The organism is Peteryoungia ipomoeae (genome assembly GCF_004912165.1).
Lineage (GTDB): Bacteria > Pseudomonadota > Alphaproteobacteria > Rhizobiales > Rhizobiaceae > Allorhizobium > Allorhizobium ipomoeae.
The window spans coordinates 195,131-210,406 of the sequence record NZ_STGV01000002.1; the positions used below are offsets into that span (position 1 = coordinate 195,131).

At 62.0% G+C, this 15,276-nt stretch carries 15 protein-coding genes; 11 read left to right on the forward strand and 4 right to left on the reverse strand.

Features of this window, described 5'->3' with window-relative positions:
* The first annotated feature begins 4 nt into the window (after positions 1 to 4).
* Both FAA97_RS07410 and FAA97_RS07415 read left to right on the forward strand, forming a co-directional pair.
* The gene (locus tag FAA97_RS07410; RefSeq protein WP_136597902.1) at positions 5 to 1,210 is read left to right on the forward strand and encodes a geranylgeranyl diphosphate reductase; all 1,206 of its coding nucleotides are present in this window, start codon (positions 5 to 7) and stop codon (positions 1,208 to 1,210) included.
* Entirely contained in the window at positions 1,207 to 1,509 is a 303-nt protein-coding gene (locus FAA97_RS07415) for a hypothetical protein (RefSeq protein ID WP_136597903.1), read from the forward strand. The genes FAA97_RS07410 and FAA97_RS07415 overlap by 4 nt, the downstream gene beginning before the upstream one ends.
* Here the strand turns inward: FAA97_RS07415 and FAA97_RS07420 are convergent.
* Entirely contained in the window at positions 1,476 to 1,922 is a 447-nt protein-coding gene (locus tag FAA97_RS07420; protein ID WP_136597904.1) for a TspO/MBR family protein, read from the reverse strand. The genes FAA97_RS07415 and FAA97_RS07420 overlap by 34 nt on opposite strands.
* A 170-nt stretch (positions 1,923 to 2,092) precedes the next feature.
* Here FAA97_RS07420 and FAA97_RS07425 point away from each other — a divergent pair, with 170 nt between their 5' ends.
* From FAA97_RS07425 to FAA97_RS07435, 3 genes are all read left to right on the forward strand, one after another.
* Positions 2,093 to 2,482 carry a c-type cytochrome gene (locus FAA97_RS07425; RefSeq protein WP_136597905.1) on the forward strand — a complete coding sequence of 130 codons (390 nt, stop codon included), beginning with the start codon at positions 2,093 to 2,095 and terminating at the stop codon, positions 2,480 to 2,482.
* A gap of 192 nt (positions 2,483 to 2,674) precedes the next feature.
* Positions 2,675 to 4,564: a 1-deoxy-D-xylulose-5-phosphate synthase gene (locus FAA97_RS07430; RefSeq protein ID WP_136597906.1), complete on the forward strand. Its 1,890-nt coding sequence runs from the start codon at positions 2,675 to 2,677 to the stop codon at positions 4,562 to 4,564.
* Between the two features lie 121 nt (positions 4,565 to 4,685).
* Positions 4,686 to 5,612: a cobalamin B12-binding domain-containing protein gene (locus tag FAA97_RS07435; protein WP_246041363.1), complete on the forward strand. Its 927-nt coding sequence runs from the start codon at positions 4,686 to 4,688 to the stop codon at positions 5,610 to 5,612.
* A gap of 13 nt (positions 5,613 to 5,625) precedes the next feature.
* Here the strand turns inward: FAA97_RS07435 and treZ are convergent, their stop codons facing one another.
* From treZ to FAA97_RS07450, 3 genes are all read right to left on the reverse strand, one after another.
* Positions 5,626 to 7,368 carry a malto-oligosyltrehalose trehalohydrolase gene (treZ, locus tag FAA97_RS07440; RefSeq protein WP_246041364.1) on the reverse strand — a complete coding sequence of 581 codons (1,743 nt, stop codon included), beginning with the start codon at positions 7,366 to 7,368 and terminating at the stop codon, positions 5,626 to 5,628.
* Positions 7,369 to 7,512: 144 nt separating this feature from the next.
* The gene (locus FAA97_RS07445; RefSeq protein ID WP_136597908.1) at positions 7,513 to 8,643 is read right to left on the reverse strand and encodes a Gfo/Idh/MocA family protein; all 1,131 of its coding nucleotides are present in this window, start codon (positions 8,641 to 8,643) and stop codon (positions 7,513 to 7,515) included.
* A 24-nt stretch (positions 8,644 to 8,667) separates the two neighbouring features.
* Positions 8,668 to 9,372 carry a GntR family transcriptional regulator gene (locus FAA97_RS07450; RefSeq protein WP_136597909.1) on the reverse strand — a complete coding sequence of 235 codons (705 nt, stop codon included), beginning with the start codon at positions 9,370 to 9,372 and terminating at the stop codon, positions 8,668 to 8,670.
* A 107-nt stretch (positions 9,373 to 9,479) separates the two neighbouring features.
* Between FAA97_RS07450 and FAA97_RS07455 the strand changes: the two genes are divergently transcribed.
* From FAA97_RS07455 to FAA97_RS07480, 6 genes are all read left to right on the forward strand, one after another.
* Entirely contained in the window at positions 9,480 to 10,637 is a 1,158-nt protein-coding gene (locus FAA97_RS07455) for an LLM class flavin-dependent oxidoreductase (RefSeq protein WP_136597910.1), read from the forward strand.
* Positions 10,637 to 11,530 (forward strand): aldo/keto reductase, encoded by an 894-nt coding sequence (locus tag FAA97_RS07460; protein WP_136597911.1) that lies wholly within the window; start codon positions 10,637 to 10,639, stop codon positions 11,528 to 11,530. Before FAA97_RS07455 ends, FAA97_RS07460 begins: the two co-directional genes overlap by 1 nt.
* Entirely contained in the window at positions 11,530 to 12,051 is a 522-nt protein-coding gene (smoA, locus tag FAA97_RS07465; RefSeq protein WP_136597912.1) for an NADH-dependent FMN reductase SmoA, read from the forward strand. Before FAA97_RS07460 ends, smoA begins: the two co-directional genes overlap by 1 nt.
* A gap of 189 nt (positions 12,052 to 12,240) precedes the next feature.
* Positions 12,241 to 12,825, forward strand: coding sequence for a TRAP transporter small permease (locus FAA97_RS07470; protein ID WP_136597913.1), 585 nt, complete (start codon positions 12,241 to 12,243; stop codon positions 12,823 to 12,825).
* Entirely contained in the window at positions 12,825 to 14,114 is a 1,290-nt protein-coding gene (locus FAA97_RS07475; protein ID WP_136597914.1) for a TRAP transporter large permease, read from the forward strand. The genes FAA97_RS07470 and FAA97_RS07475 overlap by 1 nt, the downstream gene beginning before the upstream one ends.
* Positions 14,115 to 14,139: 25 nt before the next feature.
* The gene (locus FAA97_RS07480; RefSeq protein ID WP_136597915.1) at positions 14,140 to 15,195 is read left to right on the forward strand and encodes a TRAP transporter substrate-binding protein; all 1,056 of its coding nucleotides are present in this window, start codon (positions 14,140 to 14,142) and stop codon (positions 15,193 to 15,195) included.
* Positions 15,196 to 15,276: the final 81 nt, after the last annotated feature.

Here is a 15,276-nt window from a genome sequence, read left to right on the forward strand (position 1 = left end):
ACGCATGCGCAAGACCTATGATGTCGCCGTCATCGGCGGCGGCCCTTGCGGCGCCATCGCAGCCGAACGGCTGGCGCATATGGGCCATAGCGTGGTTCTCGTCGACCCTGAAAACCGGATCAAACCGTGCGGTGGTGCCATTCCATCGCGGGCACTTGCTGATTTCGCCATTGATGAGAGCCAACTGGTGGCACGCGCAAACGCTGCCCGCATCATTGCGCCCTCCGGTCGCAGCGTCGAGATGACAATCGGCGAGATCGGCTATGTCGGCATGGTCGACCGCGCGCACTTCGACCCCTATTTGCGCCGGCGCGCCGCGCAGGCCGGTGCAGAAAGGCTGGTGGCGAAACTTGAGGCAATTACCGAAGACCACGATGGCCACCTTGAACTGACGCTTGCAGCGACGTCCGCGTCGGAGCGCACCGAGCCCATTTGCATCACGGCCCGTCGCGTCATCGGCGCCGACGGCGCCAATTCCGCCGTTCGCCGGCTGATGTTTCCAGCCGCGCGCAAGCCGCCTTACGTCTTTGCCTATCACGAAATCGTCGAGAGCCCTGATGCTGCCGGGCCGCAGGACTTCCGCCCGGATCGCTGCGATGTCGTTTATGACGGACGCATCTCGCCCGATTTTTACGGCTGGGTCTTCCCGCATGGAGGGCAGACCAGCATCGGCACAGGCTCCGCCGTCAAGGGGCATAATCTGCGCGCGGCAACGGCGGCCCTCAAACAGTCCGCGGGCCTTAGCGATTGCCGCGTCATCCGGCGCGAGGGAGCCCCCTTGCCGCTGAAGCCGATGCGGCGCTGGGACAATGGCCGCAATGCTCTCCTCGTCGGCGATGCTGCGGGAACGGTCGCGCCTTCCTCCGGTGAAGGCATTTATTATGCCATGCTTTGCGGCCGGCTTGCGGCTGAAGCCATGCAGCAATCCTTGCTGCAAGGGAGCGGCAAACCCCTTGCCTCCGCACGCCGGAGCTTCATGCGCGCGCATGGGCGGGTGTTCCTCATCCTGCGCATCATGCAGCTGGTCTGGTATCGCAACGACAGGCTGCGCGAAAAGTTCGTGGCCATGTGTGCCGATCCGGATGTTCAGCGTTTGACCTGGGAATCCTATCTGGAAAAGAAAATCGTGCGGCGCGATCCCCTCGCGCATCTGCGCGTGTTCGCCAAGGATCTTGCGCAGCTCTTCGGCATTCCGGCAGGGCAAAGATGATGGAGGTGCTGGCAACCCTCTTTGACACGGGCTGGATCAGCGCCATCGCGGTTCTGGTTCTTTGGGCGGTCACGCTCACCGTGTCGCAGCGATCTCATCTCCCCTGGAAGACGCTCAAGACGCTGATGGCAAACGCGGTGTCGGGCACCGCGCTGCTTGTGGCCTTCGGCTTGGCGCTGCGCGGTGCGCCTCCCTTTCTCCTTGCATCGCTCCTGGCAATCGCGCTTGTCGCCTTTCTCGTGGATTTGCGCGCCAGACTGGCCTGTCAGGCTTCCGGATTGAGGCGGCGAACGGAATGATTGAGGCCGGCTGCGGCACTGACCCAAAGCAGATATGGCAGGAAGAGCAGAGCGGCGACGGGCACCACCGTCCAGGTCGTCAGGATGAAAGCCGCTATTGCCAACCAGAGTATGGCGACATCGACCAGCGCCAGATCCATGCGGCGCTGCCCGAAGAAGAAGTAGGACCACAGGGCATTGGCCACCAACTGCAGCCCCCAGAGCGCCATCGGCAGCGACCAGCCGAGCTGCGTCCAAACCAGCCAGCCGGCATAGCCGATCATGACGTACAGCATCGACCACACCACCGGGAAGGCCCATTTTGGTGGCGTCCAGGCAGGCTTGCGCAGGCCCTCATACCAGGTGCCGGGTTTGAAGAGGGCGCCACTCGACGCCGCGGCAAGCACCAGAACAAGAAAGACGATGGCAGCCATGATCCGAATCCCGGTTTGTTGTCGTATACTATGACGTTGAAGGCCCGCGTTCCGTTCCGTCGAGAGAGGACCGCCACCTCGGGCACGCCATCCATTGGTCACTGCAGGATGGCTTATCGCATGCAAGCACCAGATACCATTTTCATCCGCGATGCCATGGGAGGATACACATGTCGAGGATAATTGCAGCAGCATGCACACTTGCAGCACTTTCGCTGTCCAGCGCCGCCTTTGCCCAGGAAGGGGATGCGGCCGCCGGCGAAACCGTCTTCAAGAAGTGCGCGGCCTGTCACAATGTGAGTGACGCCAAACATAAGGTCGGACCATCGCTGCAAGGCGTCATCGGTCGGCAGCCGGGCACCGCCGAAGGCTTCAAATACTCCAAGCCCATGATGGATTTCGGCACAGGCAAGGTTTGGGACGACGCGCAGCTCACCGCCTATCTCGCCAACCCGCGCGGTGTCGTGAAAGGAACGCGCATGGCTTTCGCCGGATTGAAGGATCCCAAGGACGTCAGCAATGTCATCGCCTATCTGAAAACCTTCCCGGCAGCGCAGTAACGGTCCATTCCTGCGGGGCATTCGGCCGAAAATCGCGGCGATGTGTAAAAAAAAGTTTACACATCGCCGATATTCGCCGATGATGCGCCTACTGGACCATTCTCAAGAAGATACTGCCAGACCCGGCCTATCGACCACGTCACGGGCAGAAATGTCGAAAAGAATCGGCCACATGCGTGGGAGGAAAGCGCAGTGGGCTTATCTTGTGCGAATAACGTCGCCACCCCTTTGCTCGACCAGGTTCGATCCCCTGATGACCTGAAGCGCATGGATCAGGCCACACTCTGTCGGCTTGCTACGGAGCTGCGGCAGGAAACGCTGCGGGTCGTCTCAGAGACCGGAGGGCATCTCGGATCGAGCCTGGGCGTGATCGAGCTGACGGTTGCCCTTCACGCCGTGTTCGACACGCCGCGCGATATCGTCATCTGGGACGTCAGCCACCAGAGCTATCCGCACAAGATCCTGACCGGCCGCCGCGGCAAGATGAAGAGCCTCAGGAAAAAGAACGGCCTGTCCGGCTTTACCAGACGACAGGAAAGCGCCTTCGACCCGTTTGGCGCCGCCCACTCCTCCACCTCCATTTCTGCAGGGCTTGGCTTTGCGACGGCGCGTGACCTGAAAGGCGAAGAGGGGCACGTGGTCTGCGTCATCGGCGATGGCGCCATGTCTGCCGGCATGGCGTTCGAAGCCATGAACAATGCCGGACAATCGGGTCGACGCCTGATCGTGATCCTTAACGACAACGACATGTCGATTTCGCCGCCGACAGGTGCGCTTTCGGATCACCTCGCCTCGATGCGAAACGATGCCGCTGGCACAGCCGGAAATCTCTTCGAAAATTTCGGTCTGCACTATCACGGCCCTGTCGATGGACACGACCTCGCAAGCCTTGTGCCGCTCCTGACCGAGCTCAAGGCCTTGGAGACCGGTCCCATTCTCTTGCATCTGGTGACGAAAAAGGGCGCAGGCTACGCGCCCGCGGAACAAGCGGCCGATCGCTATCACGGCGTCAATCCATTCGACATCGAAACCGGGATACAGGTGAAGGCACCGGCCACGGCGCCGAGCTATACCCGCGTTTTCGCGGAGGCCTTGATCAGCGAGGCGACGAGGGACGACCGGATTGTCGCCATCACCGCCGCGATGGCCGCAGGCACCGGCCTTGACCGCTTCGGGGGCGTCTTTCCGGACCGCACCTTCGACGTCGGCATTGCCGAACAGCATGCGGTCACCTTTGCCGCCGGGCTCGCGGCAAGCGGCATGAAACCCTTTTGCGCGATCTACTCGACCTTCCTGCAGCGTGCCTATGACCAGATCGTCCATGACGTGGCCCTGCAGAACCTGCCGGTGAGATTTGCGATCGATCGAGCCGGATTGGTCGGCGCCGATGGGCCGACCCATGCGGGCGCCTTCGATGTTCTCTACCTTGCAAACCTGCCCGGCTTTACCGTCATGGCGGCCAGCGACGAAGCAGAACTGGTGCATATGGTGGCAACCGCCGCCGCCTTCGATCAGGGACCGATTGCCTTTCGCTATCCGCGCGGCGAGGGAACGGGGGCTCCGATGCCGTCGAGCGGGGTTGCGCTCCCCATCGGACGCGGCCGAATGGTCGAGCGCGGCAGCCAGGTTGCCCTGCTCTCCTTTGGCGCACGTCTCGGGGAATGTCTGAAAGCGCGGCGCCTTTTGGCGCTGGAAGGCATTTCCGTCAGCGTGGCCGATGCCCGCTTTGCCAAGCCGCTGGACGCCGCGCTGATCGCCGATCTCGTGAACAATCACGCCATGCTGCTGACCATCGAGGAAGGTGCAACGGGCGGCTTCGGCGCTCTTGTCCTGCATCACCTTGCAAACCAGGGCATGCTGGACGGGCGCTGCATGGTGCGCACCCTCACCCTACCCGATCACTTCATCGCTCAGGCCGGCAGCGACGACATGTATGAGGAGGCGCGGCTGACAGCCCGCCACATCGCGGCAGCCGCGCGCAAGGGCCTTGGCACCTTGCGTGGTCCCGATATTCGCTCCGCGCCACGAAGGGCCGGATCGCAGGAAAATCCTGCGCGTCTTCATCGTGCAGAAGACCGCTGAAATCAACCAGAAGGCGTTTTAGCGGATATAAGACTACGAGAGGTTTGGCGACAGGACGAGAATGGGGTAGCATCCGGTTGGGATGAGTGAATTCGCCGACGCCGATGACCGGGAGGGTGAAATGGCGGGTGATAGATTTGGGGAGCCGCCCGCGGGGACGGGCGAACCTCCACAGAGAGACGAAGCGAACGCGGCACAGGAAACGGCCGGTCCACGCCTTACGGGCTTCGAGCACAGAATACTGGAAAGTGCGATCCGCGGTGCGGTTCCTCGGCTTGTCGTTGCCGCGCACAAGGAATTCGTGACGGATGCGCAGGATGAGGTCGTGCCACCGGAGCTCGATTTCCATCTACATCCGGAGCTGGATCCGAAGGCCCGGGAGCTCCCATGTACGGACAAGGCAATTACCTACCGTACGGCATTGGCTCAGGCCCTGGTCGACCCGGACCCGCGCAGCCACCGGGCCATGATCGAGGAGTTGCAGCGCAACGACATTCCGATGCACACGCTGGCGATCCATCTTTTCTCGCCGGTTGCCGCTCAGCTTGGACGATTGTGGTGCAATGACGAAACCGACTTCATCCAGGTCGCGGTGGCTTCGACGCGGCTCGGCATGATCGTCAACCACCTCTCCCAGAACCGCAGCCAGACCATTCGTGCCCGGGAAAAGGCGCGACGGGTTCTGCTGGCGCGAACGCAGGGCGCCATGCATACGCTCGGGGTCTCCATCGTCGCCTCGTGCTTTCGCGACATGGGATGGGATGTGGATGGCGGAGCGGATCTTGAGCTTGACGATAGCCTCTACATGCGGCTGTCAAACTCCTCCTATTCCCTTCTGGGCATTTCCGTCGCCCGCATCGATGAAGTGGATGAATGCGCGGAAGCCATCAGGCGCATCCACACGAACCGTAGCCTGGACCGGATGAAGATTGCCGTGGGCGGACCGGCAGTCATGAAAACGCCGCTCGCCTTCCAGGCGATCGGCGCCGACATGATTGCAAAATCCGCGCTGGAGGTCATGCAGGTCGCCGACCGTTTGGGCGCCTGAGATTACCCCGTCGTCACACCGCGTCTGGCGCCGACACGCTGAAGATGAGAGACCAGGGGCCGATGGTGCCCGATTTGGTGTCCCCCAACGTGTAGATGATCTCGGTCTCCGCCGTCTGGATGACGCCGGCCTTTGGCTCTGCCGATGGGTTGGCGACAAGCCGGTACCTGCGCCCATCGCCGAGCGGCCAGGACACATGCATGAGACCGCCGTCGACCGTATAGGAGCCTCCTCGCCTCATTTTTTCAACCAGTGGCGTCACCCGCTCGCGCCTGAGCGCGATCAGATCCTTGTATCGGTTAATCCAGGCATTACCCGCCTCTTCGCTCGCGCCTTGCCAGTCCAGAATGGCAGCGCGGAACGTGTCTTCGGCTGCGGGATCGAGCGCCGTATCGGGGTCGAAGCCGGGTGGTTCAAGGATCTCCTCGGCGCGTCCCTTCCGAACACGGGCATTCAGCTCCGCGTCGAAGTCGCAGAAATAGGGAAAGGGTGTCTTGCTGCACCATTCTTCTCCCATGAAAAGCATGGGCGTCTGGGGCGCGAGAAGCAGCAGCGCGGCTGCGAACCTAAGCGTTTGCTCGGGCAAATCCGCCATGACCCGTACGCCGTTCGCGCGATTGCCGATATGATCGTGGTTGTGCAGAAAGGACACGAAGACGCTGGGCGGCCAATCGCCGCTGGGTGCACCCCGGTGACGATCACGATGGGCCATGTATTCGCCCTGGTAGACGAAACCTTCGGCCAATGCCTTGGCCAGCGACTCGGCAACCGGAACATAATCACCGTAGTAGCGCACCGTCTCGCCTGTCGTTGCGGCATGCAGCGCATGGTGAAAATCGTCGTTCCACTGTCCATTGTACAATGATGGCGCCGCCTGCGGGGACGAATGCAGCAGTTGCGGATTGTTGTCGTCGTTTTCGAGAATGAGATGAATAGGACGATCCGGGCACGCCGCGCGCAGCCGATGGGCAAGTTCTTCCAGAAAATGCGTTTCGCTGTCGTCCTTGATCTCATGCACGGCATCCAGGCGAAGACCATCCAACTGGAATTGATCGATCCAGTAGATCGCGTTCTCGATCAGGAATGATCGAATCGGCGCACTGTGCCTGTCGTCCAGATTGATGCCTTCACCCCATGGATTCTCATGGAGAGAGGTGAAGATCGGCGCATAGCTCGGCAGGAAATTGCCGGACGGGCCGAAGTGATTGTAGACAACGTCGAGAATGACGGAGATGCCGCGCGCATGCGCCTGGCGAACCAGCTCCTGCAGGTCCTCCGGCCGCCCATAGCGGCTCTCGGGCGCATAGAGCAAAACACCGTCATAACCCCAGTTCCGATGCCCGGGAAAATCGGCAATCGGCATCAGCTCGATAGCGGTCACACCGAGACCAGCCAGATGATCGAGCTTGTCGATGACCGCACGAAAGGTGCCCTGCTCCGTGAAGGTGCCGACATGCAGTTCGTAGAGAACCATCTCGTGCCACGGCCGCCCAGACCAGCTCGCATCCTGGGCACGGTGAGTTTCAAGGTCCACCACCTCGCTTGGACCGAAAACGTCATCGGGCTGGTGGCGGCTGGCGGGATCGGGAACCCCCAAGCCGCTGGACAAGCGGAATGCATATCGCGCGCCAGCCTTTACACCGGGAACCTTGCAATGGAACCAGCCGTCACCGACGGGGTCCATTGCCCTGCTCGGCATGCCGTCAATTTCGAGAGCGACCTCATCTGAGAGCGGCGCCCAAAAACGAAAGAGCACGCCATCGTCTTCTATCAACGGTCCAAATGTGAATTCTGCCAACGCCCCTGACTCCCCAATCCGATACGACGCAACCAAACGCCCCAGGTGAAGAATGGTTTCACCTGGGGCGTGTATCGGACGAAGCGGCGAAAAAGCTGGGCGTTACGACTTTGGAGAGAAGGCGAGCGGGAAGGTTACAGCCCGTCCGGTTTGCGCGGATGTCTGGGCCGCAAGTCCCATGGCGACGGCCCACCAGCCATCGTCTATGGCGACCTCGACGGAACGCTCGCCACGCACCGCCTTCTGGAACCGCTGATGCTGGTAGAAGGTCGAGCCATTGTGATCGCCCGCCTCCAGGAGCTGCGGATCGACGGAGATTTCCACCATGCGCGGCCCCTTGGGATCGCGCGGCGAGACGATCACCTGGGCAATCGGCGGCTCGCCCAGATGCTCCGGCCAGAACCGGCCCGGCCCCGGCACAAGGCATTCGATCTTGCCCTTAGGCCCGACGGCAGAGATTTCCTCCTGATAGCGGGCGCCTTCGGCGAACATGCAGAGTTCCAGCATGGCGCGAGCACCGGAGGCGAAATCGACGATCACATAGGCATTGTCCCAGATGTCAGACGTCTGGCCGCCGTAAACCTCGTCGAGATGGTTCACCGCCTGCCCGCCCGAGGCCATGATCCGCACCGGATCCGACTTCAGGATATGGCGCATGAGGTCGAAGAAATGGCAGCATTTCTCCACCAGCGTGCCGCCGGTATTGCGGTTGAAGCGGTTCCAGTCGCCGACCTTTTCAAGAAAGGGAAAACGATGTTCGCGGATGGTCAGCATGCGGATGCCGCCGGTCGCCTCTGCCGCCTCCTCGATCATGCGTGCCACCGGCGGCATGTAGCGATATTCCATCGCCACCCAGATCGGGGCGGGATAGGCGACACGGAGTGCAGCAAGCCGCGGCGCATCTGCCGGATCGGTAAACAACGGCTTTTCCACCAGCACCGGCAGCGGCCGGATCGCGGCAATCTTTTCCAACTGTTCGAGATGCAGGTAGTTCGGGCTGGCAATCAGCAGGCAGTTCACCTCTTCGACTGCCAGAACCTCCTCGATGCTCTCCACCAGTCGCGCCGAGGGGACCACCTCCGCTGCCAAGGCTCGCATGCCGGCATCCGGCTCGAATATTGCAACCACCGTCGCATCCGCCAGAAGCGCAATATTGCGCAAATGCTCCTGGCCCATCATGCCGCAACCGATGATCCCGTATTGAAGTCCTGCCACTCGTTCCTCCTCAGGCATGGGCGTTGGGGCTTGAGACCCCATTCATTTCAGTCGCGACACGTAGCGTGCCACGTCATGGTCGAGCCAGGTGCGGGAGACTTCGGCGCGTGCGCCCTCCTGGTCCTGGCTGATGCGTTGGATATGGGGGACGGCTGCACCGGCAGGCTGGCCGAAGGCCGCATGCGCCCAGTCCGGCACGCGGTCGAGGCCGATCTGGTCTTCAGCGCGTGCGATCCAGAGCGACAGCCGGGTGCGATAGAAGAGATAGAGCGATTCCGACACCGCCTCGGGATCGATCGTCTCGACATAGGCGCCATCGAGCCAGATCTCTTCCAGCGCCGCCGGCTTGCCAGATAGCCGGCGCAGGCGACGGATGCGATGTGCTTCGTCGCTTCTGCCGAAAGCCGGAAGCTCTAAGGGCTTCGGCAGCCGATCGATCGACAGGATTTCGGCTGTCGGCAAGCCACCACCGCCAATCAGCTCCAGCCGGAACATGGCATAGACCGACTGTGGATCGGAGTTTGCCCTGACGTAGTTTCCAGAGCCCTGGACCCGCTCCAGCAGCCCTCTGTTCTGCAGCTCGGCCAAGGCCTTTCGGAGCGTGCCGACGGCAATGCCGAGCTCTTCTGCCATCTCGCGTTCCGGTTTGAGCTTTTCCCCGTCGATCAGGCGTCCGGCCGCGATATCGCGCACCAGAAGCTCGGCAATCTGCACATAGATGGGAAGGCTTCCGGGGGCTGCCGTCATGGATCAGAGTTTGCTTTTCGTCACGTCCAGAAAAAATTGATACACTATTGATATATGTCAAGACGGGTGGTACGCAAGTGGAAAGTTGGCAAGCGGAGGAGAACAGCATGACCGTCGTACCCGTCACATCGGCCGATCTGGATGGCGCGGAAGTGTCGTGGTTTGCAGCACTCTGCTCTGACGATTATCAATTCCTCGGCGTGCCGGATGGCGCCCTTCGGTCGAGCTTCGAGCACTGCTCCGATATCGTGCAGAAGGCCGAGCAGCTGGGCTTTCGCAACATACTGTGCCCCTCGTCTTACCAGGTCGGCCAGGACACGCTGAGCTTCGTTGCCGGTTGCGCACCGATCACCTCCAAGATCAACATGCTGGCCGCCATCCGCTGCGGCGAGATGCAGCCGATCATGTTGGCCCGCACGGTCGCAACCCTCGACCACATGCTGAAAGGCCGCCTGACGCTCAACGTCATCAGCTCGGACTTCCCCGGCGAAGTGGCCGATAGCGCGTTCCGCTACAAGCGCAGCCACGAGGTGGTCGAGATCCTGCGTCAGGCCTGGACCCGCGACACGATCGACCACGACGGCGAGGTCTACCAGTTCAAGGGTGTCTCCACCGAGCCTGCCCGCCCCTATCAGCAGAATGGCGGACCGCTTCTCTATTTCGGCGGCTATTCGCCCGACGCGCTCGAACTCTGCGGCGCACAATGCGACGTCTATCTGATGTGGCCGGAAAAGAAGGACCAGCTGGCCGAGCGCATGAAAGCCGTGCATGCCCGCGCCGAAGCGCATGGCCGCACGCTGGATTACGGCTTGCGCGTGCACATGATCGTGCGCGATACCGAGAAGGAAGCCCGTGAGTATGCCGATTACATCGTCTCGAAGCTCGATGACGAATACGGCAAGCTGATCCGCGAGCGGGCGCATGACTCCATTTCACTTGGCGTTGCCCACCAGGCCCGCGCCCGCGAACTGGCCGATCAGTTCGGTTATATCGAACCGCATCTGTGGACCGGCATCGGCCGGGCCCGCTCCGGCTGCGGCGCCGCGCTCGTCGGCTCCACCGACCAGATCCTGTCGGAACTCGAATCCTACCGGAAGATGGGCATCCGTGCCTTCATTCTCTCCGGTTATCCGCATATCGACGAAGCCGTGCATTTCGGCACCAAGGTGCTGCCGCAACTGGACACGGTCTCTCTCCCGCATATTTACGGTCGCGTGCCGGCGCAAACACCGGCCACCCCTCTTGGAAATGGAGTTCGCCGCTGATGCAGCGCGTCAATCTTACCCCCGACCTGACCTTCAGCCGCCTCGTCTATGGCATGTGGCGCATCGGCGACGATGCCGACACCTCGCCGAAACATGTGCAGGCGAAGATCGAGGCCTGCCTTGCCCAGGGCATCACCACGATGGACCAAGCCGATATCTATGGCGGCTATACAGCCGAAGCGGTGCTTGGCGGCGCGTTGAAGGCCGCGCCCGGCCTGCGCGACAAGCTCGAGATTGTCACCAAATGTGATATCGTGGCACCCGTCGGCCGGCACGCGGCCGCCCGCGTCAAGTATTACGATACGTCCGCTGCCCATATCACTGCGTCCGTCGAAGCCTCGCTTACCGACATGGGCACGGATCATATCGACCTGCTTCTGATCCACCGCCCCGATCCGCTGATCGATCCCGATGAGACCGGCCCGGCGCTGGATGCCCTCATTGCTTCGGGCAAGGTGCGCGCCGTCGGCGTGTCCAACTTCCGCCCCTGGGATTTCTCGCTGCTGCAGTCGTCGATGGAGAACAATCTGGTCACCAACCAGATCGAGCTCAGCCTTCTGGCGACCGACGCCTTCGTCAATGGCGATCTTGCCTATCTGCAGGAACGCATGGTGCCGCCAATGGCCTGGTCGCCTCTGGGTGGCGGGCGCCTGTTCGACGGTTCGAAGCCTGCGCTTCTCGCTGCGCTGAAACGCATCGGCGCCGAACAGGGCGTGGATGAAACCGCCGTCGCCGTTGCCTGGCTGCTGCGCCATCCCTCCGCCATCCTGCCGGTCATGGGCACCAATGCGCTGGAGCGGATCGCCAAGATTGCCGATGCGCTGACGGTGGAGATCGACCGACAGACCTGGTTCGAACTCTATACGCTCGCAATCGGGCGGGAGGTTGCCTGATGATGGCCGCCAATGACAGTCAGCGATCCGGCGAAGCCGTTTTTCTGCCCGAGGCGGAAAACCACCGCGCCTATCGCAATGCCCTCGGCAGCTTCACCACCGGCGTCACGGTGGTGACGGCGATGAGCCCGTCGGGCCCGATCGGCATGACGGTGAACAGCTTTGCTTCGGTCTCGCTCGATCCTCCGCTGGTGCTCTGGTCGCCGGCGAAGGGCTCGTCCAAACATGCCGCCTTTGCGGGTGCACATCACTACGCCATCCACGTGCTGGGCGCCGATCAGGATCACCTGAGCGCGGCCTTCACGCGCGGTGGCGCGGCTTTTGACGGACTTGAGGTCGAGATCAATGCGCAGGGCGTCCCGGTTCTTCCCGGCACGCTTGCACGGTTCGAATGCGTGCAGCAGGCGCTGCATGACGCCGGGGATCACACGATCATCATCGGCAAGGTGTTAAGGGTTGCACATCGGCAGGGAGAACCGCTGTGCTTCTCGCAAGGACGTTTCGGCCGCTTTGCGGTCTGAGCGATGAGTGTGGGAGGAGGTCGCCGGGGCGTTCGCGCCATCGGATGACGATCGAGGATCTGGGCCATCTGACCTGCGGGAGAGAATTGCTCCCAACGGGGCAGAATCTGGAACAGTCGTCTTTGCGCCGCAAGGACTTGTCTTCGATAGTCGCCCGAAATTGACCGATGACAAGTGACGGGTGGAGACATGAGTTTAATCGCATACCTGACCAACCAACTCGGCCGGCTGAACGCCGCCGTTTTGACGGTCGGACTCTGGTTGGGCGCCGCAAGCCTTGGCGTCATGCTGTTCTTCATGCTGATGCAGGTCTTCTTCCGCTACTTCCTCGGCAATGCGCTGGCCTGGAGCGAGGAGGCCTCGCGCTTCCTGATGCTCTGGATGACGGGCCTCATGGTGCCGACGGCCTTTCGCCAGGGCGGCTTTGTTGCCATCGGCATGATCGTCGACCTCCTCCCCCGCATCATCGCCAATTTCATCGCCCTTGCCTTCCTGCTCTTGTGCGCGGTGGTGCTCTATGTCGGCATGCGCATCGGCTGGGCCGAAGTCACAGGCATTGGCGGCCGCTTTGCCATGTCGGCAATTGCAGTGCCCACCTCATTTGACCTTTCCACATGGATGAAGGTGCCCCGCGGCTGGATGATGGCCTCGCTCGTCACCGGCATCACGCTAATGTTCGTCGTCAATATCGAACTCATCCTGCGCGCTTTCCTCAATCTCCTCGGTGAGCGGCTCGCGCCGATCCCGATCGCCGGACAGTTGGGAGCGGAATGATGCTCAGCCTCTTCCTGCCCCTTTTCATCGCCTTCCTGCTGTTCGGCCTGCCCATCGTCTTCGGCCTGATCGCGGCCCCTGCCATCCTGCTCTGGATGAACGGCCAGGAGCGCGACATCGTGCTCCTCTACCGCAACATCTATGCCGGCATGGACAGCTTCCCGCTGATGGCAATCCCCTTCTTCATGCTCACTGGCGAATTGATGAACAGGGCCGGCATCACGCTGCGCATCGTACGCTTCGCCCAGGCCATGGTCGGCCACATGCGGGGCGGCCTTGCCCAGGTGAACGTCGTGGATTCCATGATGTTTGCCGGCATTTCCGGCTCGGCCGTCGCCGACGTCTCGGCGCTCGGCGCCATGCTGATCCCGGCCATGGAGAAGGAAGGTTATACCCGCCGCTTCGCCGCCGGCATCACGGCAGCCTCCGCCATTATCGGGCCGATCATTCCGCCGTCCGGCATCATGATCATCTACGCCTATGTGATGGGCGAGAGTGTTGCGGCCCTCTTCCTTGCCGGCATCGTGCCCGGCATCCTGATGGGCGTCAGCCTGATGGTGATGATCCGCCTCCTGGCTGACCACTATGATCTTCCGGCCGCCACCCAACGCGCCTCCTGGCGCGATCGCGGTCGCGCGATGATCGGCGCCTTCTGGCCGCTGCTCACCCCGGTCATCATCATGGGCGGCATTCTCGGTGGCGTCTTCACCCCGACGGAGGCTGCGGCAATCGCTGCGGGTTACGCCTTCTTCCTCGGTCTCTTCGTCATCGGCACGCTGCAATACAAGGATCTCCCCGGCATCCTGATGCGGGCGGCCATGACGTCTGCCGTCGTGCTGCTTCTGATCGGCGCTGCCATGGCCTTCAAGACGGTCGCGTCGCTTGCCCACACCCCGGAACTCCTGGCCGACATCTTCCTTAGCCTCAGCGACAATCCACTGGTGCTTCTGCTGCTGGTCAACATCCTGTTGTTTGTCGTCGGCATGTTTCTCGATGCGGGGCCGGCGATCATCGTGCTTGGGCCGATCCTCGGGCCGATTTTCATCTCGCTCGGCGTCGACCCTGTCCACTTCGCCGTCATCATGGTGGTCAATCTCACGGTCGGCCTTCTCACGCCACCCATGGGTCTCGTGCTCTTCGTCACGTCTTCGGTCTCGGGGCTGAAGGTCGAGACCGTCGCCAAGGCCGTCCTGCCTTTCCTTGCCGCAGAAATCGTGGTGATCTTCCTGATCACCTACTTCCCGGCGCTGACGCTTACGCTCCCGCGGCTTGCGGGTTTCATCGACTAACTTGAGAAAAGGGAGGAAACTGAACATGCTCAAGTCCATGCTGAAAGCCTTGGCTCTGGCCACCGCGCTCACCGTGACGGGTGTCGCGCAAGCAGCCGACATCACGCTGCGGGCGACTGCCAATTCCAATGAGAACGACGAGGATTATGATGGCCTGGTCGTCTTCAAGAACTACATCGAGAATGCCTCGAACGGCGCGATCGGCGTCGAGATCTTCATGGGCACCCAGCTTTGCGCCACCGGCGAGGAATGCCTGCAGGGCATCGCCGACGGTTCGCTCGACGTCTACATCTCCACCTCGGGCGGTGCGGCCGGCCTCTTCCCCTATATCCAGGTGCTCGACCTGCCCTATCTGATGAGCGACGACCGCGTTGCGGAAGCCGTTCTCACCGGCGACTTTCCGCGCAAGCTGCGTGACCGCGCGCTTACCGACAGCGACAACAAGATCCGCCTGATGACCATCGGCAACACCGGTGGCTGGCGCAACTATGCCAATACCAAGCAGACCGTGAAATCGCCTGCGGACCTCAAGGGCCTGAAAATGCGCACCGTGCCCGCCGACCTGCCGCAGCAGGCCGCGACCGCCGTGGGTGCGGCCCCGACGCCGATCCCGTGGCCGGAACTCTTCACCTCGCTGCAGACAGGCGTCGTCGAGGGAACCGCCAACGGCATCACCGACATCATGTCGATGAAGTTCCCGGATGCCGGCCTGAAATACCTGACGCTCGACGGCCACAGCTACATGGGCGCCTTCTGGTGGATGTCGAACGACCGCTTCCAGAGCCTGACACCGGAGCAGAAGCAGATCGTCGTCGATGGTTTCGCCGCCCTCCAGCAGGCAACGTTCGCCTCGCCGAAGCGCAAGGAAATCGCCGCCTATCAGGAGTTCACCAAGGCCGGCGGTGAAATCTATGTGCCGACCCCTGCCGAAAAGGAAGCCTTCAAGGGCGCTGTCTCGCCGGTCTTCGACTGGTTCAAGGGCAATGTCACGGGCGGTGCTGAAGTCTTCGACGAATTCACGGCAGCCGTTGCCGAAGCACAGAAGAAGGTCGACGCTGAACGCGCCGCCGAGCTGAACTGATAGGCTGACAACAGGGATGCGCGGTTTGCCGCGCATCCACGTCTGCCGCGGCCCGCCCTTTGCGCTCGCTGTGCGGCTACA